This window comes from Streptomyces sp. KL109B, from assembly GCF_030766935.1.
In the GTDB taxonomy this organism is placed as follows: Bacteria; Actinomycetota; Actinomycetes; order Streptomycetales; family Streptomycetaceae; genus Streptomyces.
The window spans coordinates 1-18,590 of sequence record NZ_JASERL010000020.1 but is presented as its reverse complement, the minus strand read 5'-3'; the positions used below and the strand labels follow the sequence as shown (position 1 = coordinate 18,590).

General features: G+C 69.9%; 20 protein-coding genes. 15 read left to right on the top strand and 5 right to left on the bottom strand.

From position 1 onward, the window contains the following. The first annotated feature begins 66 nt into the window (after positions 1-66). Both RBJ65_RS41575 and RBJ65_RS41570 read left to right on the top strand, forming a co-directional pair. Positions 67-807: a hypothetical protein gene (locus RBJ65_RS41575; protein ID WP_306324113.1), complete on the top strand. Its 741-nt coding sequence runs from the start codon at positions 67-69 to the stop codon at positions 805-807. Beyond that, positions 804-1,325: a hypothetical protein gene (locus RBJ65_RS41570; RefSeq protein WP_306324112.1), complete on the top strand. Its 522-nt coding sequence runs from the start codon at positions 804-806 to the stop codon at positions 1,323-1,325. Before RBJ65_RS41575 ends, RBJ65_RS41570 begins: the two co-directional genes overlap by 4 nt. A gap of 12 nt (positions 1,326-1,337) precedes the next feature. Here RBJ65_RS41570 and RBJ65_RS41565 read toward each other — a convergent pair whose 3' ends face one another. Beyond that, positions 1,338-1,484: a hypothetical protein gene (locus RBJ65_RS41565; protein ID WP_306324111.1), complete on the bottom strand. Its 147-nt coding sequence runs from the start codon at positions 1,482-1,484 to the stop codon at positions 1,338-1,340. 571 nt (positions 1,485-2,055) lie between these two features. On the opposite strand from RBJ65_RS41565, the gene mobF reads away from it, so the two are divergent. After that, on the top strand, positions 2,056-6,594 hold the full coding sequence (gene mobF, locus RBJ65_RS41560; RefSeq protein WP_306332209.1) for a MobF family relaxase: 4,539 nt from the start codon (positions 2,056-2,058) through the stop codon (positions 6,592-6,594). A 58-nt stretch (positions 6,595-6,652) separates the two neighbouring features. After that, a complete protein-coding gene (locus RBJ65_RS41555) occupies positions 6,653-7,201 on the top strand; it encodes a hypothetical protein (protein WP_306324156.1) in 549 nt (182 codons plus the stop codon). A 59-nt stretch (positions 7,202-7,260) separates the two neighbouring features. On the opposite strand, the gene RBJ65_RS41550 is transcribed toward RBJ65_RS41555, so the two are convergent. The 4 genes from RBJ65_RS41550 to RBJ65_RS41535 all read right to left on the bottom strand — a co-directional run bounded on the left by RBJ65_RS41550 (position 7,261) and on the right by RBJ65_RS41535 (position 11,575). Then, a complete protein-coding gene (locus tag RBJ65_RS41550) occupies positions 7,261-7,887 on the bottom strand; it encodes a hypothetical protein (RefSeq protein ID WP_306324155.1) in 627 nt (208 codons plus the stop codon). Further along, on the bottom strand, positions 7,884-9,875 hold the full coding sequence (locus tag RBJ65_RS41545) for a type IV secretory system conjugative DNA transfer family protein (RefSeq protein WP_306324154.1): 1,992 nt from the start codon (positions 9,873-9,875) through the stop codon (positions 7,884-7,886). The genes RBJ65_RS41550 and RBJ65_RS41545 overlap by 4 nt, the downstream gene beginning before the upstream one ends. A 120-nt stretch (positions 9,876-9,995) precedes the next feature. After that, positions 9,996-11,267, bottom strand: a complete 1,272-nt coding sequence (locus RBJ65_RS41540; protein ID WP_306324153.1) for a DUF2637 domain-containing protein — start codon at positions 11,265-11,267, stop codon at positions 9,996-9,998. After that, positions 11,264-11,575 carry a hypothetical protein gene (locus RBJ65_RS41535; RefSeq protein WP_306324152.1) on the bottom strand — a complete coding sequence of 104 codons (312 nt, stop codon included), beginning with the start codon at positions 11,573-11,575 and terminating at the stop codon, positions 11,264-11,266. The genes RBJ65_RS41540 and RBJ65_RS41535 overlap by 4 nt, the downstream gene beginning before the upstream one ends. A 325-nt stretch (positions 11,576-11,900) precedes the next feature. Between RBJ65_RS41535 and RBJ65_RS41530 the strand changes: the two genes are divergently transcribed. The 11 genes from RBJ65_RS41530 to RBJ65_RS41480 all read left to right on the top strand — a co-directional run. Next, on the top strand, positions 11,901-12,101 hold the full coding sequence (locus RBJ65_RS41530) for a hypothetical protein (protein ID WP_306324151.1): 201 nt from the start codon (positions 11,901-11,903) through the stop codon (positions 12,099-12,101). A 267-nt stretch (positions 12,102-12,368) separates the two neighbouring features. Then, positions 12,369-12,956, top strand: coding sequence for a GGDEF domain-containing protein (locus RBJ65_RS41525; RefSeq protein ID WP_306324150.1), 588 nt, complete (start codon positions 12,369-12,371; stop codon positions 12,954-12,956). Continuing rightward, the gene (locus RBJ65_RS41520; RefSeq protein WP_306324149.1) at positions 12,953-13,222 is read left to right on the top strand and encodes a hypothetical protein; all 270 of its coding nucleotides are present in this window, start codon (positions 12,953-12,955) and stop codon (positions 13,220-13,222) included. Before RBJ65_RS41525 ends, RBJ65_RS41520 begins: the two co-directional genes overlap by 4 nt. Next, positions 13,222-13,659 carry an ASCH domain-containing protein gene (locus RBJ65_RS41515; protein ID WP_306324148.1) on the top strand — a complete coding sequence of 146 codons (438 nt, stop codon included), beginning with the start codon at positions 13,222-13,224 and terminating at the stop codon, positions 13,657-13,659. The genes RBJ65_RS41520 and RBJ65_RS41515 overlap by 1 nt, the downstream gene beginning before the upstream one ends. Next, the gene (locus RBJ65_RS41510) at positions 13,653-15,203 is read left to right on the top strand and encodes a DNA cytosine methyltransferase (RefSeq protein ID WP_306324147.1); all 1,551 of its coding nucleotides are present in this window, start codon (positions 13,653-13,655) and stop codon (positions 15,201-15,203) included. Before RBJ65_RS41515 ends, RBJ65_RS41510 begins: the two co-directional genes overlap by 7 nt. Further along, the gene (locus RBJ65_RS41505) at positions 15,200-15,847 is read left to right on the top strand and encodes a DUF1643 domain-containing protein (protein ID WP_306324146.1); all 648 of its coding nucleotides are present in this window, start codon (positions 15,200-15,202) and stop codon (positions 15,845-15,847) included. The genes RBJ65_RS41510 and RBJ65_RS41505 overlap by 4 nt, the downstream gene beginning before the upstream one ends. After that, positions 15,844-16,227: a hypothetical protein gene (locus RBJ65_RS41500; RefSeq protein ID WP_306324145.1), complete on the top strand. Its 384-nt coding sequence runs from the start codon at positions 15,844-15,846 to the stop codon at positions 16,225-16,227. The genes RBJ65_RS41505 and RBJ65_RS41500 overlap by 4 nt, the downstream gene beginning before the upstream one ends. After that, complete coding sequence (locus RBJ65_RS41495) at positions 16,227-16,898, top strand: hypothetical protein (RefSeq protein WP_306324144.1); 672 nt, start codon at positions 16,227-16,229, stop codon at positions 16,896-16,898. Before RBJ65_RS41500 ends, RBJ65_RS41495 begins: the two co-directional genes overlap by 1 nt. Then, positions 16,895-17,596 (top strand): hypothetical protein, encoded by a 702-nt coding sequence (locus RBJ65_RS41490; protein ID WP_306324143.1) that lies wholly within the window; start codon positions 16,895-16,897, stop codon positions 17,594-17,596. The genes RBJ65_RS41495 and RBJ65_RS41490 overlap by 4 nt, the downstream gene beginning before the upstream one ends. A gap of 138 nt (positions 17,597-17,734) precedes the next feature. Further along, positions 17,735-18,346, top strand: coding sequence for a plasmid partition protein (locus RBJ65_RS41485; RefSeq protein WP_306324142.1), 612 nt, complete (start codon positions 17,735-17,737; stop codon positions 18,344-18,346). Further along, positions 18,339-18,590, top strand: a 252-nt coding sequence (locus RBJ65_RS41480; RefSeq protein WP_306332208.1) for a hypothetical protein, incomplete at its 3' end; no start/stop codon positions are given. The genes RBJ65_RS41485 and RBJ65_RS41480, both read left to right, overlap by 8 nt.

The window sequence follows — 18,590 nt, the reverse complement described above, 5'->3', positions numbered from 1 at the left end:
AGCCCCCTCGTTCCAGCCCCGGGCCGACTCTGCCTCTTTTTAGCGTGGCCACGCTAGGATTTGGGCATGACGGATCAGGCTGGAGCGCGGATCATCGCCACGTTGGAAGCGACGTGGAAGACCATCCAGAAGCATCACGCAGAGGTTCCAGACGTCGTGATCGTGACGGGCAGCGGGCAGCCCACCGGCCGCCGCAAGGGCGTGAAGTGGGGCCACCACACCGTCGACCGCTGGCTGGACGCGGCCGAGGCCGGGAAGAAGGCGGAGCTGTTCGTCTCCGGCGAGGCCATCGCGAAGGGCGGGGAGAAGGTCGTGGAGACGATGCTCCACGAGGCCGCGCACGCGCTCGCCGCCGTGCGGGACATCCGGGACACCTCGTGCGCGGGGCGGTGGCACAACAAGAAGTTCGCGGCCCTGGCCAGCGAGTTGGGCCTGGAGCCGCCCCGCCGGGCCCAGGACGTCATCGGGTTCAGCGAGTCGCTGATCACGGCCGTGACGGTGGGCCGGTACGCGGCGTCGATCCGCCGCCTGGACGCCGCCGCGCTCGCCCGGATCGACCTTCCCGAGCAGGCCAGGAAGCCGGAGCCGGAGCAGGACGAGGACAACCCCGGCCCGCGCGGCGGGCGCGGCCGCGCGGGCAAGCGCGTGCCGGTGCGGTGCGGGTGCGAGCCGCCCCGGCAGATGCGGGCGACCCCCGCCTTCCTGGAAGGCGGGGCGGTGTTGTGCGGAACGTGCGGTGAGGCGTTCCAGCCCGTGGAGCCGGAGGAACAGGGCGAGCGGGGCGAGTTGGAACGGACCACGCTGTGACCGACGACGCGGGGACGCCGGCCGTGCCGTGGGAGCGGCTGGCCGCCGACCGTTCCATCGTGGCCCGCTACGAGGCGAAGACGTACCGCGGGCCGGGGGCGGGGGACCACCACTGGTGGCTCGGCTCGATCAGCGACAGCGGGCACGGCAAGCTCCGGGTCGGCTCCCGGGCGAGCGGCACCCGCCGCGTGGTCAACGTCCACGTGCTCGGGTGGGCGATCCACCACGGCACCGCCGCCCTGCGCAACGGCGCCGTGGTCCGGCACGCGTGCGACGAGCCGTCGTGTCAGAACCCGGAGCACTGGCTCACCGGGGACCGCCTGCAGAACATCCTGGACTTCCAGTCCCGCCGGCGGCTTAGCGGTCACGCGCTCGCGGACGTGCGCGGCGCGCAGGGCCGGGCGATGGCCGTCCGCGACGCCATCCTCGCGGCCGCCGCGGGGGCCGAGGCCGACGCCATCGCGGCCGCGCTCGCGGCCGGCCACCCCACTGGGGAGCGCCAAGAACGTCTGTGGTGACGCCACGGCCGTTCACAGCCTCAGGAACGTGACCGCGGCCAGGAAGGCCGCGAGGGCGAGCGTGAGGGCCGGGACGGCGGCCGGGGTCTGCACGGCGATGCTGGCGACGAGTCCAGCACCCATGACGGCTACGGCGATCTTCGTGCGCTCGTTGGACATGGGGGTCTCCTTACCGGGGTTGGGCGCAGCGGTTGCGGCGCCGGGATGACAGTGCGGGAGCGGGCCCCAAGGCCCGCAAGTCCCTCCGAAGGCGCCTAGCGAGCCGAATGCCGCAGACAGAGGAGAGCCCCGGAGCCGTCGCATCGTGAGCGCGGAGCCAGGGCTGGAGGCACGAAGATTTCTAGCGTGTACACGCTAGAACGGTCGTCGTTCGGCGGGGCCGGCGCGATGTCGCGGCCGCCGCCCAGAACCACGGTGGGTAACAGAAGAGGCCCGCACCCCTGTTGGGGGACCGGGCCTCTCTCGTCTGCTGTGCAGCGTAGCCGTTCGCCCACCTAAGGCGTCAACACCATTTGCCCGCAGGGCACCACAGCAGGCCAGGCACCCGTCACCACACAGGTAGCAGCACCACACGATCCAGACGACCATCCCGTAAGGAAGCCATCACCCAACGACCACTCACCACACGATCAAAGGGAACCGACACCCCATCAATTTCCAAGATCCAAGCATTTTTTGAAGAACAACACACCCTTGCATTCTCATCCGATGGCCACCTACGGTGGATCTCATGACCGCCACCGTGAGCCCGGGTTCCGACCCGGATTACCTGATCAACGCGGTTGGTCAGGGTGGCGAGCACTACTACCTGAAGGCCATCGAGCAGGCCGGGGAGCCGGCCGGGATCTGGCTCGGGGACGGTGCGAATGATCTTGGTCTGGCGGGCGAGGTCGACCACGACCTGATGTCGGACATGTACTCGAAGCTGACGCATCCTCATCTTCACGCGGAGGTGCGGCAGTCACTCTCCGAGATCACTGCCGAGCGCGGCACGGACGAGTACAGGGCTCAGGTGGCGGCCATCTACGACGCCGCGCGGGTGGGCCGGAAGCCGTACGACTACACGAAGTCGACGGAGGCGAAGGTCGAGGCCGCGCTGGAGAAGCTGGGGCCGGATGCGACGCCGGAACAGCGCCGCGAGGCGGAGCTGAAGGTGCGCCAGAACGCCCCGTCGAGCCGTACGTACTACGACGTCACGTTCTCCGTGCCGAAGTCGTACAGCCTCCTGCACGCGGGATTCCAGGTCGAGGCTGCGCGGCTGCGCGAGGCCGGGGACCTGGAAGGCGCCCAGGCCGCCGCGGCGCGGGCCGATCAGGTGTGGGACTGCGTGATGGAAGGCGTCCAGGCCGGGCTGGAATTCCTCCAGGAGGAGGCCGGGTACGCGCGTGACGGTCGCCATGGCGCGAAGGACGCCGACGGGGCGCCCACGGGCCGCCAGGTGGACGCCCACCGCTGGACGATCGCGAGCTTCCGCCAGCACACGAGCCGCGACAACGACCCGCAGCTGCACGTGCACAACGGGATCTGGAACCGGGTCCAGGTCGATTCTGTCGACCAGGTGACCGGCGAACTGCGTTCCAAGTGGCTGACGATCGACGGGCAGGAGATCTACCGGCACACCAAAGCCGCAGGTCATATCGCGGAGAAGGTCTGGGACGAAGCCCTGTACCGCACGATGGGCATCCGTACGGCGATGCGCCCGGACGGGGTGGCCCGCGAGGTCGTCGGGATCGGCCAGGAGATGCGCGACAAGTACAGCTCGCGGCGCGAGACCATCACCAAGGGCACCGCCGATCTGGCGCGCGAGTTCGAGGAGCGCAACGGGCGGCCGCCGTCCGCGCACGAGGTGTCGCGGATGGCCCAGTGGGTGAACCTCTCCGAGCGCAAGGGCAAGACCGAAGCCGTTCCACGCGAGCAGCTTCTTGCGCAGTGGGAGGCCGACATGGTGGCCGACACCCGCGAGTCTCTGGCCAACGTTCCAGCCGAGGTGGAACGCGCGAGCGAAGAGTTGGAACGTCGACAAGGTGACTTGGAACGGCCCGCCGCCGAGTTGGAATTCGATCCCACGAAGGTGGTGCGCGAGGCCGTCGAGGCGGCCCAGGAGCAGAAGTCGGCATGGCGCCGCGGTGACCTCGTCGTCGAGATCACGAAGCGGCTGCCCGACTGCATGGGCGGGCTGGAACGCCACCAGATCAAGTCTGTGGTCGACGAACTCGCGGACGCCGCCCTGCAGTCCGGCGGGGACGCCGACGTGGTGCGGCTGACCGCGAAGAACCTCGTGCCCCTGCCGCCGGAGCTGCAGCGTGAGGACGGGCTGTCGGTGTACGCCAAGCACGGTGCCCGCCGGTACGCCACGGAGGCCCACCTGCGGCGTGAGGGCCGGATCATCGAGAAGGCCACAGAGTTGGGCGCCCCGGCGCTCGGCAAGGAGGTCATTGACCAGGCCGTGGCCGGGGCCGGGCTGAACGAGGGCCAGGAGGCCGCGTTCCGCTCGATCCTGGGCTCGGGGCGCCGTATGGAAGTCGTCGCGGCCGCCGCTGGAACGGGCAAGTCCCGTCTGGCGGGCGCCCTGAACGACACCTGGAAGCGGGAGGTCGGCCCGGTCATCGGATTGACCGTGAGCCAGCGGGCCGCCCGCGTGCTGTCCGACGAGGGCGTCACCAACGCGCAGAACGTGGCGAAGTTCCTGCACACCAACCGGCGCATCGCCGCCGGCGAGGCCGTGGCCGACGAGGAGAAGGCGGCCCACCAACTGCGGCCCGACCAGCTGGTCCTCGTTGACGAGGCGTCCATGGCCGAGACCGGGCAGCTCGATGAGATCCGCCGCCTGGCCGACCAGGCCGGGGCCAAGGTCATGTATGTGGGCGACTCCGCCCAGCTCGACGCCGTGGGCTCCGGAGGCATGTTCACCCAGCTCACCGCGGATCTGCCGAACGTGCACCAGCTTGATGAGGTGATGCGGTTCGAGGCCGAGTGGGAGAAGAAGGCGTCCCTGGGGCTCCGGGCGGGCGACGCGGAGGTCCTGTCCGAGTACGAGGCCCGCGGGCGTCTGCGGGCTGGAACGCACGAGGAGATGCTGGAAGCGTCGTACCAGTCCTGGCTCGCCGACCACGAGGCCGGCGAGGACGCCGTGCTCATCGCACCGACACAGGAACACGCAGACAAGCTTGCCGCGCGGGCCCGGCAGGACCTGGTCCGCCTGGGCAGGGTAGAGCCCGAAGGCGTCGACCTCCCGGATCGGGGGCTCACGGTCGGCAAGGGCGACATGGTGCAGCTCCGGCACAACGACCGCCGCATGGTGTCCGCCTCCGGCGAGCGGTTCGTGACCAACCGCGACGTCGTGAAGGTGCTCGGGGTCAGGGATGGGGCGGTCACCGTCGCGTACGACGACGGCGACACCGTGCAGCTGCCCGCCTCCTACGTCCAGGACTACGTGGATCTCGCGTACGCGGGCACCATCCATTCCACCCAGGGCCGCACCGTTGGAACGGCGCACAGCTACTGGGACGGGGCTGGTTCCAGGGAGGCGTTCTACGTCGCGATGTCGCGCGGCCGCGAGCGCAACACCGCCTACATGAGCGTCGACCAGCCGGGCGTGGAACGCGAGGAGCGCCCCGACGCCCTCACCCTCTACAAGCAGACCCTGGAGAATTCCAGCGTCGAGAAGAGCGCCACCCAGGTGCGGCGCGAGGAGGAGCAGTGGGCCCGCTCGCTGGCCAAGCACAGCTTCGAGCTGGAGGACCTGGCGGGCGAGGCCGCAGAGAAGCGGTTCGGGTCGGTTCTGTTCCAGCGGCTGGGTGAGAAGTTCGGCAAGGTCCGCGACAGCGAGGCGTACAAGTCGCTGATCCGGCTCGGGCGCTCTGCCGAGGCCGACGGGCACGACGGTGTCGCCATGATGGAGCGCATCACTGAGCGGAGCCTGGACACCGCCAAGGACTGGGCGAAGACCCTGCACTGGAGGGCCGAGCGCGACCTGGAGGCCGTGGAACGCCGTCAGGTCCGGGCCGACGAGCAGCGGGTCCAGGAGGCCGTCGAGCGGCAGGAGGAGGCGGTCACGCAGGCGCTGACCACCTCTCAGGCGCCGTACGTCGAGGACCACCTGCGGGGGGTGGCCACGATGACGGAGGAACTGCAGAGCGCGGTCGGGGTGCTGCACGGGCAACAGGCCGGCGAGGAGCGCCACCACATCGTGGAGGAGCGCCGGGAGGCGGCCGAGGAGCGCGCCGACTGGCGGCACCGGGCCGAGCAGATCGAGGGCCCCGAGGGCGAGTACGCCCGCGCGGTGGCGGAACTTGCCGAGGAGCGGCGCCTGGAACTCGGTCGGGAGATGCTGGAACGCGCCGAGGCGGGCGAGGAACTGCCGCAGTGGGCCCGGAAGCTGGGCCCGGTCCCGGACCTTCCCGAGTGGCGCGAGCGGTGGGTCGAGCGCGCGGGCAGCGTGGCCGCCTACCGCGAGGCCCACGAGGTGGAGCACGAGCGGGATCCGATCGGGCAGCGGCCGGGCCGCGGGGCGGTCGACGTCCGGCAGGACTGGGACCGCGCGTACCGGGCCCTGGGTGAGCCGGAGGACCGGGTCGACTTGGTCGGCGCGTCCGACGCGTCCCTGCGGGAGATGGTGGAGCGCTACGAGCGCGAGACCGAGTGGGCGCCGCCGCACGTCGCCGGGCAGCTCCGTGACGTCAGCGAGTCGCTGGCCGACATGCGCCGTGAGGCCGTGCAGAAGCTGATCGAGGCCCGCGAGACCGAGGACCCCGAGCGTCAGCAGGAGCTGCAGGAGGCCGTCGAGGGCTACGACGAGATGTCCGGCCAGCTCTCCGAGCAGCGCGAGGCCCTGGAACGGGTCCACGGGGCGCGGCAGGCGTGGCACTCCCACACGGAGGAGGCGCGGGCCCAGGCGCAGGAGGCGAAGCGGCAGTTGGAACTGCGCGACCCGGAGCCCGAGCCGCAGCCGGAGGAGGTGGAACTGCACGAGGACGTGCAGGAGCCGGAGCTGGAACGCGGCTTGGAACAGCCGGAGCGCGGCGAGGCCGATCGGCTGCGCGAGGCCCACGAGCGGGCGCACGCCGACTCTCCGGCCCTCAGCGCCGAGGAGCTGCAGAAGGCCGTCCAGTCCGCCGCGCGGGCGCGGGAGATCCTCGACGACCGGCAGCAGACGCGCGAGATCGAGGAGGCCGAGCGCGCGCGGCGCGACGAGCCCGTGGTCATCGAGCGGTCCGCCCCGCAGGTCGAGAAGAGCCTGGAAGCCGACGGGCACGAAGTCGAGATGTAGCCCCGCCGCCGGGCGGGGTTCTGGCCGACTGTCAGCGCCCGCGGCTACCGTCGACACCATGGCCAGCACTGACCCGAGTCGTCCCCGCAGGCTCCACCGCCCGATCGACGACTTGATGCCTGCTCCCAAGCCGAAGGGCATCGCTCCGGGGGCGACGCCGTCCTGGCCGGGGCACGAGTACGGGCCCACCCCGATGCCGAAGCCGCAGCCGGACCTTCCCGGAATGCCGGGCGGGGTCCGTCGCACGCGGCCGGAGCTGGAGGCGCTGCGGGACGACGCCGCGCGGCAGTCCCGCGCCGGCGAGCACGCTCAGGTGCGCATCGAGGACGACGACCACCGAGTACGGCGCGCGGCCGCCGCGGCGCACGGCGTGTGGACGGTGGCCGGGTGGCTGCTCGGGGAACTCCCGAACGCCCCGATCAGCGGGGAGACCCTGGACTACCCGTACACCGTGTTGGAGGTGGGCAGGGAGCGTACGCACGCAAGAGACTGCCTGGAGGGCAACGACTGGCCCGACCTGGACCGCGACTACGCCGTAGGCGTCAAGGCCGCCGTAGCGTGGGCGATCTGGGAGTGGAAGGACCGTCCCGTGCCGTCAGCGGACTGAGCGGGAGGAACGAGAAGAGGCCCGGACCATGCGGTCCGGGCCTCTCCATTGCTCTCGGGTCAGGTGAGGATCTCGCCGGTTTCCAGCGTGTGGATGTGGGCGATCAGGTCCTGGGGCACCGCCAGGTTCTCGCGGTTCTCCAAGGGCTCTTGGTGGCTGCGCTCCTTCACGCACTGCGCCAGAGCCTTCTCGCCCTGGCGGACTGCATCCGGCAGCCAGCGGCCGAGCCATTCCGTCACCCGCATCGGGTTCGACTCCGGGTCCATGAACGCGTAGTACCAAGCGTTCATGAGCCCGGTCAGCGATTCCACGACTTCCTCGTGGCGGTGCCAGCAGGCCGGGCCCGCGCCGCTGACGCTGTAGCCGAGCATGTCGCGGAAGGCGCTCGGGAACCGCTCCTTGAAGATGTTCCACACCCAGCTCACGAGGAACTTCCAGTGCTCCGCCTGCTTCTGGGAGTCCATCTGGGACCAGTTCCACACCGGGATCTTCTGGGGGTCCGGCTTCCGCGCGAGCTTGTCCACGGTCATCGTCAGATCGGCCACGCGGTCCGGGAGGTTGTACTCCTCCAGGGACGACAGCCGCCCGTCGAGGCCGCCCAAGTCGGTCTTGAGGGTGCGTGTGCGCTCCCACAGCGCGAGGACGTCACGCGGGGCCTCAGCGGCTTCACGACTGCGCTCGCTCATCCGGTTTTCCTCCACGGCTGCTGGGGCTTCTTGGACAGCCAGTCGGGCTGACCGGGGATTCCGGGCGCGGTGCCCGGCTCGGCGGCCGGAGCGGGCTCGGGTGCGGACTGCTGAGCCGGAAGCGGCGGCGCCGCGGTGGGCATCGGCGGCATCACGACCGGTGCGGCGACCTGGACGCCCTGCTTCTTCAGCTTCCGTTCCAGCTTCTCCTGCGCCTTGGCCGCCTTGGCTTTGGCCTTGACGTCCTTGCGCTCCCACACCGGGGTGAAGTGGTACCGGATGGGCGGCAGATGACGGTAGAGGACGAGGCCCGTACCCATCTGCATCTGCCGGATCGCGTCCGGCGGCATGACCCGCACGCGCCGCATGGTCCTCGTGCTCGACTGCTTGTCGTCGTCCGTGGTCGACGCGGTGGCGACCTCTTCGTCCTTCTCCCCGCACACCTGCGAGATCTCTTCCAGGTCCTTCGCCACCCCGAGGCCGCCGAGCACGACCTCCACGCAGTTGTTCAGCAGGGTCTCGGCCCCGTTGATGCCCCAGCGTTCGCGCAGCTGGGAGCGGGACTGAACCGCGATGAGCAACTGAATGTTGCGGCCGCCCGCGTCCGCCGACCACATGTGCAGCGGCAGCGGGCAGATGACCGCCGCCTCGTCGAGTACGAGGCGCAGGTAGGGGTCCAGGCGACCGCCGGGCGAGGCATTCGCCAGGGCGTACGCGGCGTCGTAGATCTCCCCGATCAGCGCGGCGAACAGCGGCGCGACGCCGCCGTTCCTGGTGTCGCGGCCCATGACGTACAGCGTGCCTCCGGACCGGAGGAAGTCCTGGACGTCGAAGCGCTGCTCGCCCGGACGGGGGCTGACGATGTCGACGACCTCCGGCCGCGACATGAAGGAGAAGGCGCGCACGAGCGTGAGGTACACGGATTCGCGCGTGCGATCGGGGGCGTCCAGCATCTGCCGCAGGGTGCGCGGCCACGCCGGCGGGACGTGGGCCCGGTGCCGCTCGTGGGTCAGGATCTCCAAGGGCTTCTTGTCCGTGGAGTTCGTGGCCCAGTCGCGGACCGTGGCCAGGTCTCCGTCGATCAGGGCGGCCGCCATCAGGTACGAGGACAGCACCGTGAAGGAGTGCCCCTCCCAGAAGCTGGCGTTCTCCATGTCCTCCCCGGAGGACAACGCCGCGAGGAGGTACCCGGCGCGACGGATCGCGGTGGTGGGGTCCTGGCAGCCCTCCACGAGGTTCCAGCGGACCGAGTTCGGGACGCCGCTGATGTCTGCGTTGAAGGTCCAGATGGGCCGGTTGTGCTCGGCCCTCAGTTCGTGGGTGTGCTCGTACAGGTCCCCGCGGGTGGAGGTGACGATGCACGCCCCGGCAGCGTCGATCACGGCATTTCCGAACTGGGCCGACTTGCCCGAGCGCGGCGGCGCGATCATCAGCATCAGGTCCTCGCACGTGACGTACAGAGCGTTCCTGTGCAGAAGGTCCGTGCCCAGGTGTACACCCAGGTCATGCGCACTGATCGAGCGGGGCTTTTCTCCGGACAGCGACGGCCGCAGAATCGCGACCTTCTTCCGCATGGACTTGACGGACAGCCACTCCTTGAGTTCGGCAGGAGTCGCGAACCCGACCTTCGCCGCAGCGTTCCGCGATGCGGTCGGGCCGGATTTGCCCAGGTCGAACTTCTGCTTCAGGGCGAGGTAGCCGACGCCGGCGCTCGCCACCGCCGCCACCCCGAATCCCGGATATCCGCCCAACGGGAAGTGCGACGCCACCATGTTGACGACGTCGAAGAACGTGCCGAACGAGGGGCCGGGCAGGTTGCCGTTCTCGGAGGACTCCGCCACCGGAAGGCCGGCGGCCGCGTATCCCAGGTGCTGCTTCTTGGCTTCGAGCAGCCCGGACGGCTTGTAGATGCCGCAGGACCAGGGCGATGCCGGGCCTGCGGAAAGGTGGGGTGAGGTGCTGGACGTAGTCTCTTTCTTGCGTGACACGAGGTTCCCTCTCTTGTCGCGAAGTCGTCCCCGGCTCCGGCGGTACCAGCGCCGTCCGGGGGCGCCCTACTGGTGGTAGTCCGGTGACCTCTCGATCACCGTACGGCGCGGCACTGACACTCAGTCACCGCTTTCCGTTGCGTGCTTGTTGATGACCGGCCCCAAGTACTTCCGAGTCGTGCCCACCGTGAGACCCGCAGGAGTCGCCAGCTTCGGCGCCAACGCGTTGGCCGACGCCCCCTCCCGCTCCTCCAACGGAAGCTTCAGGTAGAGGTACTCCACCAACGAGGCCCCCTTCAGCTCTGGAGTCGGCTCCGGCTCGGGCTCGGGCTTCGGCTCGGGACCGCCCTGACGCCCGATCCCCTGGAATGCTTCGGCCCAGGCCGCCTCCTCTGTCTCATCCAGGTCCACGCGGGCCTGAACAACGACCGGACGTCCGTCGTCGCGGGCGGCGCTGGGCGCCGTGGCGTAGTCGCCCCAGTACGTCGGAGCAACAGACGCGAACTCCACGTCCTCTTCGTAGCTGTCCTGGCGTGCCTGCTCCGGAACGAGCCGGGGCGACTGCCTTTCGTCGTTGTCCTGCTGAGCCTCATCCTGGGCGAGAGGCTTCTTGAGATCGGTGTGCAGTGGAGCCGGATCCAACTCGCGCGCAGGCTCGGGGACCTCCGAAGCAACATCCAGCCGTTGCAGTTCTGCGGGCATGGGAATGCCTGCCGCCGCGAGGCCCGCCTCAGCGGTTTCGTGGAGAGGGACGCCGTACCGGGCCAAGCGGAGCGGCATCAAGGACTCCACGGGAGCCTTCCGCCGCCAGCCGCGGCCGAACTTCGCGCGCAGCCGGGCCTGGTAGACGAGCCGCTGCTGTTCCAGCTTGATCGTGGCGTCGTACGACCGCAGCTCCCAGAGCTTCATCCGCCGCCACAGGAGGAAGGTCGGGAGAGGCGCGAGCAGCCAGCGTGTGATGCGCACGCCCTCCATGTGCTTGTCGGCCGTGATGTCGGCGATCCGCCCGATCGCGTGCCGCGCCGCCTCCACAGCAACGACGAACAACACCGGGATCACGGCGTGCATGCCGACTCCCAGCGGATCGGGCCACGCGGCCGCGCCGTTGAACGCGATCGTCGCCGCCGTCAGCAGCCACGCGGTCTGCCGCAGCAGTGGGAACGGGATCCGGAGCCAGGTCAGCAGCAGGTCGAGCGCGAGGAGCACGCAGATACCGGCGTCGATGCCGATCGGGAAGACGTACGAAAAGTCCCCGAAGCCCTTCCGTAGGGCCAGTTCACGCACGGCCGAGTACGACCCTGCGAAACCGATGGCCGCAATAACGACCGCGCCGGCCCCGACGACGCCAACCAGGACCTTGTGTGTCTTGGTCAGTTGCGGAGTCGCAGTCATTCCTTCCTCCCTTCTCCTCTGTGTTGCTTGGCGGTCTCGGACCTGCGAATCCAGGCGATCGCGTTCGCCCGCAGTTCCTCCTCTGTATCGCCTGCGAGGAGTTCGGGGTGGGCGAGCAGGAGATCGATGCCCACGCGGATGAGCGTGTTCTCCGTGATGCGTTCGATCTTGCGGCTGCGAGCGTCCATCAAGTCCCTGGCCAGAGCGGAAAGGTCGCTGTACTGGTCGTCTCGCATCGGCACGTACTTCGGGCGCAACTCGCTGGGCTGGCTCGAAGTGCGCTTCGCAGCCGGGCCGTTGTCCGCCATCTGTTCCCCTTGAAGTCTTGGATTCCGTGACTCCAAGAGGTTATGGGTTCGAGCGTGCGGGACACCGCTGGTCGGAGCCCTGTCTCGGACCATCAGGCCACTCTCCATGTCCACCTCTGTTCGGTCGGTACAGGAAGAATCTAACCCCCAGACCCTTGAAGTTCAAGAGTTTGGGGGTTAGCTTGGTCTCAGTAAGGCACGAAGAGGGGCCGGGCTTGCAGGCCCGACCCCTCAACCGGCTGGGAGTTACAGCTCCCAGCCGCCATCCGGACAGGTGCGCGAACACCTTCCGGACACGGAACACCCCTGACTCGGAGGGATCTCCATGCGTAAGTCTCCCAGCCGGACCACCGGTATCTCCATCCCGGCCCCCGTAAGCCGCGCTCGCCTCGTACTGGTGGGCAAGAAGGGCCCGGCGTTCAGCACCCCGTGCGACGACTGCGACGGGTTCGACACCGTCGTGATCCGCCGCAACGGCAAGCCCACGGCCGTCCGGTGCACCTGCCAGACGGCGGTGAGCGCATGAGCGCGACCGCCGACGCCGCGAAGAAGGCCGAAGAGGCCCGCCGAAAGGCGCAGGCCGAACTGCAGCGCCACGGCCAGGCCATGAGCGGGATCAAGGCGCGCAAGTGAGCGCCCGCCCGCCTCTGCCGGTCCGCCCGCAGCCCCACGAACGCGACGGACGCCAATCGCAGCAGCAGCCCGCGCGGCCGCACCCCGCCCGATAGGGCCCCTGGCGGGCCGCCCCACCAGGGCGGCCCGCCTTCCTTCTCGCCTTGATGGAGAGGCACCCATGTCTTTGATCGAACAAGTCGTCAGCGCAGCGCCCTTCGCGGCGGGCTGGACGACCTACGGCCTGTTCTCCCGCCGCCGCCTTGCCGCCGCACGGCACTGCCCACTGACCCAGCTCCTCACCCGGGACGGGTGGGAGAAGGCAGCTCTGCGTCGCCTTCTGCGCGGTAACACCGCCGTTGCCGTTATCGACCTGGACGGCTTCAAGGCCGTCAACGACACGTACGGTCACGCCGCTGGTGACGCCGTACTGAAGGCCACCGGACACCGCCTCCACCTGTGGGCAGGCGCCTCGAACGGCGTCGCCGGCCGCCTTGGAGGCGACGAGTTCGCCCTGGTCATGTCGGACACCGACTTCCGCGCCGGTATCGAGCAGCTGCACGACCTGCTGACCGCCCCGGTCGACTGGCACGGCCAGCAGCTCGAAGTCGGAGCCTCCATCGGCGGCGTCATCGCCGAGGGGCTCACCTTGTCCGAGGCCCTGAGCCAGGCCGACCAGGCCATGTACCAGATCAAGGGAAGCGGCGGCCGCCGTGGACCCCGTCGTCACCAGACGGCAGCAGAGGCCCACCGGGAGGTGACCCGGTGAACCGCCTGCGCGAGCGCCTGATCGCGGGCGCCATCCTCGTCGTCTGCCTGTTACTCCTTATCGGCTCGATCGAGGCCGGGCAGAGCCTCGTCGACGCAGTCCTACGCGCCGCCACCGCGTACGGCCTGCTGATCGTCCTCGCCGCGCTCGGGCTCTCCCTGGGACTGCGCGCCTTGGTGAAGGCCAGCCGCGCCGTGCTCGTCGTTGCCGTGGTGATCGGGCTTGTCCTGGTCGCGATCGGCAAGTCCGTGTGGGCGGTGATCTGATGCGCGCCCTGACGATCCGCCAGCCCTGGGCCGCCGCCATCGCCCACGCCGACAAGCGCGTCGAGAACCGCACATGGCCGACCTCCTACCGGGGCCCGCTCCTCATCCACGCCGGGAAGACCGTCGACCAGCGCTCCGGCCGCCTGGTGGCCGCCGTGGTGCGCGGGTTGCAGATGGACCTGGGTGCCGTCATCGCGGTCGCCCGCATCACCGGCTGCCACGACAGCTCCGGCGAGCGCACGCTGTGCTCCCTGTGGGCCGCCGAAGGCCAGTTCCACCACGTCCTGGACGAGGTCACCGCCCTGCCCCTGCCGATCCCGTGGAAGGGCGCACAGGGCCTGTGGGTGCCGCCGGCCGTGCTCGTCGACAAGGTCCGCGACCAACTGTCGGCCGAGACCGCCGATCACGTTCTGCGTGAGGAGGCGGGACCGTGCTGACCGTCTACGACGAGTTTGCCGGGGTCGGGGGCTCCAGCAAGGGCGCCACCGCGGTCAAGGACCGCGAGGGCAAGCCCCTTACGGAACTGATCTTTGCGGCGAACCACAAGAAGGACGCCGTGGAGGACCACGCCCGCAACTTCCCCGCCGCCGATCACTTCGAGGGCGACGTGGCCCGCGCCGACATCACCCGGTTCCCCCGGGCGGACATCTTCTGGGCGAGCCCGTCGTGCCCGCCCTGGAGCAACGCGCGAGGCAAGCGCCGGGACTTCGACAACTCCACCCAGGGTGTGCTGTTCGGGGAGAGCGAGCCGGACCCGGAGATCAAGCGGGCCCGCGCGCTCATGGAGGAAGTGCCGCGCTACCTGAACGCGATGATCCTGCGGGGCAAGCCCGTGCTGTGCGGAGTCGTGGAGAACGTCGTGGAGTGCCGCAAGTGGGACCAGTGGTCCCGCTGGCTCCGCGAACTGCGGTGCGAGGGCCTGTACGAGGTCCGCGTGATCGCGGTCAACTCCATGCACGTCAAGGCTCGGGGGAGTCGCAGGGCTCCGCAGTCGAGGAATCGCCTGTTCGTCGCCTACTGGCTCAAGAGCTTGGGCCGGACGCCCGACTGGAACAAGTGGCTGCGGCCCAAGGCGTACTGCCGGGCGTGCGACGCCACGGTGTCGGCCATGCAGGTCTTCAAGCGCCTGCACGTCGACATGGGCGCGTACGGGCGCAACGGCCAGTATTGGTACCGGTGCCCGAACGCGAAGTGCCGCAACGCGATCGTGGAGCCCGAGGTGATGCCCGCCTCAGCGGTCATCGACTGGTCGATCGAGGGCCGCCGGATCGCGGACCGGGACGAGCCGCTGGCCGACGCCACCATGGAGCGGATCGCACGGGGCATCGCGAAGTTCGCGAAGCCGTTCACGGTGCCCGCCGGCGGGACCTGGAGGACCGAGCCCGTGTCGGTCGATGAGCCGATGCCGACCCGCACGACCCGCGAGACGGACGCCCTGGCCGTGCCGCCCCTGCTCATCCCGACCGAAGGCCGGGACGGGAAGGTGGCGACGTCGACCGAGGAGCCGATGCGGACCCAGACCGCCCGCAACGAGACCGGACTGGCCATCCCGCCGTTCCAGATCAGTCTCCGGGGCGGAGGGTCGAAGAAGACCGCGTACGGCGTGGACGAGCCCGTGGGCACGGTCAGCGCGAGCGGGAACCACCACGGCCTCGTCACCGGTCAGCGTCTGCTGATCCCGTACTACAGCACCGGCACGGCCCGCACGGTCGAGGAGCCCGTGGGCACCGTGACCACTCGCGACCGCTGGTCGCTCGCGGAGGTCGAGGAGAACGTCGACCTGGGCGACGTGCGGTTCAGGATGCTGGAGCCCCACGAGATCGGCGCCGCCATGGCGTTCCCGGACACGTACATCGTCACCGGCAGCAAGCGGGACAAGGTGCGGAAGTACGGGAATGCGGTCACGCCGCCCGTAGCCGAAGTCATCGTGTCCGCGATGGTCGAGGCGGTCACCGGCGAGCCGCTGGAGGTGGCGTGGTGACCCGCCGCCAGAACCTGCAGATGAAGGGCGGCGTGCAGCTGCCGATGTTCGCCGTCGAGCCGGAGCCCGCCACGGCGGGCCCGGCCCGGCCGGGCGCCGCCGACTGGGCCGAGGCCCACGGACTGGAGTTCCTGCACACCGGGGCGTCCGGCTCGGCAGCCCTCAGCCCGTGCGGCGAGTACCGGTACCGGCTCGACCGGGTCTGGAACGAGGACGCCGCCCCGATGGTCTGGGTGATGCTCAACCCCTCCACCGCCGATCACGTCGAGAACGACCCGACGATCCGCCGCTGCACCGCGTTCGCGAAGGCAGCCGGCCACGGCGGCATCACCGTGGTGAACCTGTTCGCCCTGCGCTCGAAGAACCCCGCGCACCTGCGCGGGCACGCCGACCCGGTTGGCCCGCTCAACGAGGCCGCCCTGGTCCACGCCACGAACGAGGCGGACCGCATCGTGGCCGCCTGGGGAGACGTCACCCGCCCCGAGCGCGCCCAGCAGGCCCGCGCCGTCGTCGCCCTGCTCGCCAGCCGGGGCCGCTCCCTGGAGTGCTTGGGGCTCACCGGCAAGGGCCACCCCCGCCACCCGCTGTACGTGCGCGACGCGACCCCGATGACCCCGTACTTCCCGCAGGAGGTGGAGCGGTGAGCAACAAGGAGGAGTTCAACCCCTGGCAGTGGGACCGCGAGAACGCGCGCAGCGGTCGGGCGAAGCTGACCGTCGACCGCGCTGGCCACGAGGTCACGCTGGACCACCGCGGCATCTCGATAAACGGCAAGCGCGTCGTACACGACGACCCAGCCAAGGGCGAGCACGGATTCGAGGTCACCAAGGACGGCACGGTCATGTACCGCGGCAAGGCCGTGGCCTCCGTGGGCACCACCGTCTGCGTCTGGGGCGAGATGGGCGCGAGCAACGACCAGCGGCGCGAGCGCGAGGAGAGCGAGCGGCGCGAGCGCGACGGCCGGTACCGCGACAGCCAGGCCCGGCAGCAGGAGATCGGCGACGAAGGACGGGAGGTGCAGTGATGCGTCGCATCCGGAACGACGAGAACGTATGGGCGAAGGGCTGGGCCGAGGGCCACGTCGACCCCAAGGACTGGGCCCAGGCCGTCCGTACGCACGAGGCCGCGCACGTCACCCTCTCCGAGGCGTACGGCATCCCGGTTCACGGCGCGTACGTCGACCCGCACCTGCGCGGCGACTTCAGCCGGTACAGCAACGACCCCGCCGACGTCCGCCATCAGGCCGTGGTCCACCTCATCGGCGGCCCAGCGGGCTCCGAGGAACTGCGGCAACTCGGCTACGACGACGACGGCCTGCTCTACAACATGAACGCGATCGGCGGGCACACCGACCGCGGCGAGGTCTGGAAGCTCCTCGAGGAGGGGCTCCCCGTCGACGGCGCCGCAGCGCAGGCGAAGGCCCACGAGACCCTGCAGAGCCCCGGTTTCATGGACGCCACGCACAGCGTTGCCGAAGCCTTCAAGGACCAGGGCGACCGCCTCACCCGCCAGGACATCGTCGCGGCCATGGGCAGTTACCGCGAGAACAACGGGCTGCTCACCCCGCAGGAGCGCGCGACGATCCTGCCTCCCTCCGCCCGCCGCGAGCGGGAGGAGGCCGAACGCCAAGCGCGCGACGACCGGTACTTCAGCCAAACCACCACCCCCGAGCCCGGATTGGAGAGGGACCTGTGAACGACAAGACGCCCGTACCGTTCGATCCGACGCTCTACCTGATCGAGAAGCGCAATCAGGTTCCGGCGACCTTCCAGGCCGCCCCGATGCTGCCGCCCAAGGTCTCGCTCGCCCGCCGTGCATGGGAGCACTTCGGACGCTTCGCGCCGCTCGCGGTGACGACGAGCATGTCCGCGCTCGCGTGGGGCTGGGGCGAGCACGACGGTACCCTCGCTCCCCTGTGGATCACTGGCACCCTGGCCGTGTTCACGGGGTGTGCGGGGTGTGTGTCGGCCGCCAAGGTCCACGGTGACAACGAGACGATGCGGATGTCTTTCGGCGGCGCGGCCGCGCTCGTCGTCGCCGGGCTCACCGCCTGGACCCCGAGCTGGGAGTTGGCCGCGCTGCTGTGGGTCGGCTGCACCGCCGCGGTGTACGCGGTGTGCGCGCCTCTGTGGCGCTCGGACCGGCGCGAGGAACGCGCCCAGCTCCACGAGCAGACCATGGAGCACATCAAGGGAGAGAACGTCGCCCGAACCACCGCGATCACCGCGGCGGGCGAGGTCGCCCGGGAGCAGTGGAAGTACCGCCAGGAGGAGGCCAAGGTCCAGGCGATCGTCGAAGCCTCCACAGCCCGCCGCGAGCGGATGCTCGAACCGGGCCAGGAGCTGAACGTCCAGGCACTGCTGAAGGCCGCTCAGCTCCCCGAACTGAACTGACCGCGCGAAACCAGGGGCCCTCACGGAGGTGGGGGCCCCTTCGCGTTGCCCGGCATGGCAGCATCGTGCGGACCAGCACCACACGCCCAGGGGAGAGAGACACCCGCCGTGCTTATCGCCAACATTTCGCCCCGCTCAATGGGGAAGACCACGGACACCGGGATGATGGCCCACGCCCTGCACGAAGTCGGGTACATGGTGCAGGCCTGGGACGCCGACGAGTCCGAACACCTCACCCAGTGGTCCGAGGCCGCCGGCGGCTTCCCCTTCCCCGTCGAGAAGAACGCGACCGCCACCTTCGCGACTGAAGCAACGCTCCTCAAGGACGGCATCGACATTGCCGACGTCGGCCACACCGAGAACCACCCGCACATCGCCGACTCCGTACTGAAGGTCGCCGATCTGGCGATCGTGCACATGGAACCGTCCATGGCCGACTGGCAGCGCGTCACCGCGCCGCGTACCTCCACGGCCGTGGCCGACATGGTGGCCCGCTCCGCCTACGTGCGCCCGGACCGCAAGGCGCCGCCCGTGTGGATCCTCCTCAACCGTGTGCGGACCGGCGTCAAGTCCGCTCAGGAGATCCGGGGGATGCTGCGTGACGACGGCTGGGACGTCTTCTCCGTGATGATCCCGGTACGCGACGACCTCAAGCAGGCCACCGCGTTCAGCGTCGACAACGCCGCTCGCGGCCCCTTCGGGGAACTCGTCACGGAGATGGAGACGAAGGGACTGATCAAGCGTGGCTAAGCGCAGGAACCTCCGCGCGGGCGCGGCCGCCACCACCGGCTCTCGCCCCAACCCGACGCAGGCCGCCCAAGAATCGTCCACCGACACCTCCGCCGGCGGTGGCACCGCGGTTACCGTGGCCGAGAAGCCCCAAGAGCCCGCGCGGTTGCGCGACCAGCCGTTCACGATGGAGCACTGGGCCGCCACCCTGCCCGAGGTCGACGCCACCGAGGAGACCGCCAACGGGCCCCTCAGCCCGGAGGAG

Bases quoted from the DNA above. Each gene is read 5' to 3' on its own strand.
- RBJ65_RS41575 (WP_306324113.1), top strand. From the start codon at position 67: ATGACGGATCAGGCTGGAGCGCGGATCATCGCCACGTTGGAAGCGACG.
- RBJ65_RS41565 (WP_306324111.1), bottom strand. From the start codon at position 1,484: ATGTCCAACGAGCGCACGAAGATCGCCGTAGCCGTCATGGGTGCTGGA.
- mobF (WP_306332209.1), top strand. From the start codon at position 2,056: ATGACCGCCACCGTGAGCCCGGGTTCCGACCCGGATTACCTGATCAAC.
- RBJ65_RS41555 (WP_306324156.1), top strand. From the start codon at position 6,653: ATGGCCAGCACTGACCCGAGTCGTCCCCGCAGGCTCCACCGCCCGATC.
- RBJ65_RS41550 (WP_306324155.1), bottom strand. From the start codon at position 7,887: ATGAGCGAGCGCAGTCGTGAAGCCGCTGAGGCCCCGCGTGACGTCCTC.
- RBJ65_RS41540 (WP_306324153.1), bottom strand. From the start codon at position 11,267: ATGACTGCGACTCCGCAACTGACCAAGACACACAAGGTCCTGGTTGGC.
- RBJ65_RS41535 (WP_306324152.1), bottom strand. From the start codon at position 11,575: ATGGCGGACAACGGCCCGGCTGCGAAGCGCACTTCGAGCCAGCCCAGC.
- RBJ65_RS41530 (WP_306324151.1), top strand. From the start codon at position 11,901: ATGCGTAAGTCTCCCAGCCGGACCACCGGTATCTCCATCCCGGCCCCC.
- RBJ65_RS41525 (WP_306324150.1), top strand. From the start codon at position 12,369: ATGTCTTTGATCGAACAAGTCGTCAGCGCAGCGCCCTTCGCGGCGGGC.
- RBJ65_RS41515 (WP_306324148.1), top strand. From the start codon at position 13,222: ATGCGCGCCCTGACGATCCGCCAGCCCTGGGCCGCCGCCATCGCCCAC.
- RBJ65_RS41495 (WP_306324144.1), top strand. From the start codon at position 16,227: ATGCGTCGCATCCGGAACGACGAGAACGTATGGGCGAAGGGCTGGGCC.
- RBJ65_RS41485 (WP_306324142.1), top strand. From the start codon at position 17,735: ATGGGGAAGACCACGGACACCGGGATGATGGCCCACGCCCTGCACGAA.